The 1,492-nt window shown below is 75.9% G+C and carries 2 protein-coding genes; both read left to right on the plus strand.

All coding sequences use genetic code 11. The features are described from left to right. Positions 1-1,344: FAD/NAD(P)-dependent oxidoreductase (locus AC1DXV_RS34520; RefSeq protein ID WP_477938036.1), on the plus strand; the 1,344-nt coding region annotated here is incomplete at its 5' end. Further along, positions 1,341-1,492, plus strand: a 152-nt coding sequence (locus AC1DXV_RS34525; protein ID WP_477938037.1) for an FAD-dependent oxidoreductase, incomplete at its 3' end; no start/stop codon positions are given. The genes AC1DXV_RS34520 and AC1DXV_RS34525, both read left to right, overlap by 4 nt.

Raw genomic sequence — 1,492 nt, forward strand, 5'->3', positions numbered from 1 at the left:
GGCCCGGCCGGCGTGCGCGCCGCGCAGGCGCTGGTCGCGCACGGACTGCGCCCGGTGCTGATCGACGAGGCGCCGCGTGCCGGCGGGCAGATCTACCGGCGCCCGCCCGCGCATTTCCGCCGCACGGCCGCTGCGCTGTACGGCACCGAGGCGGCGCGCGCCACCGCCTTGCATGCCGCGGCCGATGGCCTCGCAGACCGCATCGACCACCGGCCCGACAGCCTGGTGTGGAACGCGCAGGGCGGCGCGCTCGACGTGCTGCACCGCGGCCGCATCGAGCGCGTGCCGTACCAGGGCCTGATCGTTGCCACCGGCGCCACCGACCGCGTGCTGCCGGTGCCCGGCTGGACGCTGCCGGGCGCCTTCACGCTGGGCGGCGCGCAGGTGGCGCTGAAGTTCCAGGGCTGCGCGATCGGCGGGCGCGTCGTGCTGATGGGCAGCGGGCCGCTGCTGTACCTCGTCGCGTACCAGTATGCGAAGGCCGGTGCGCGCGTGGCGGCGGTGCTCGACAGCGCGCGGCTGGCCGACCAGGTCGCCGCGCTGCCGCTGATGCTGACGCAGCCGGCCACGCTGATGAAGGGCGCCTGGTACGTGGCCTGGCTGCACGCGCACCGCGTGCCGATCCTGCGCGGTGCACGGCCGCTGAAGATCATCGGCGGCGAGCGCGTCGAGGCGCTGCAGTTCGAGCACCGCGGCCGGGCCCGCACGATCGAGTGCGACGCGGTCGGCATGGGCCATGCGCTGCGCCCGGAGACCCAGCTCGCCGACCTGCTCGGCTGCGGCTTCGCGTTCGACGCGGTGCAGCGCGCGCACCTGCCGCTGCGCGATGCGGCAGGCCGCAGCAGCGTGGCCGGCGTGTACCTGGCCGGCGATGGCGCCGGCATCCTCGGTGCCGATGCCGCCGAATGGGCCGGCGAGCGCGCTGCACTGGCGCTGCTGGAAGACCGCGGCATGGCCGTCGACGCGGCGCGGGCGCGCGCGCTGGAGCAGCGCCTGGCCGGCATCCAGCCGTTCCGCCGCGGGCTCGAACGCGCCTTCCCGTTCCCGGCGGACTGGGCGGCGCGTGCCGATGACGAACTCGTCGTCTGCCGCTGCGAGAACGTCACCGCCGGCCAGTTGCGCGCCACCGTGCGCGAGACCGGTGCCGACGACATCAACCGGCTGAAGGCGCTGTCGCGCGTCGGCATGGGGCGCTGCCAGGGCCGCATGTGCGGCGTCGCGGCCACCGAGGTGCTGGCGCAGGCCTGTGGCCGGCCGGTCGGCGAGGTGGGCCGCCTGCGCGGGCAGGCGCCGATCAAGCCGGTGCCGTTCGTGGCGCTGCGCGAAGCGGAGGTCACCCGATGACGGCCCGGCGGATCGTCACCGATGTCGCGATCGTCGGCGGCGGCATCGTCGGCAGCTCGGCCGCGCTCGCGCTGCGCCGCATGGGGCTCAAGGTGGTGCTGCTGGAGCGCGACCTGTGCGGCTCGCGCTCCAGCGGCGTCAACTATGG

This window comes from Rhizobacter sp. P3_C12, assembly GCF_056402735.1.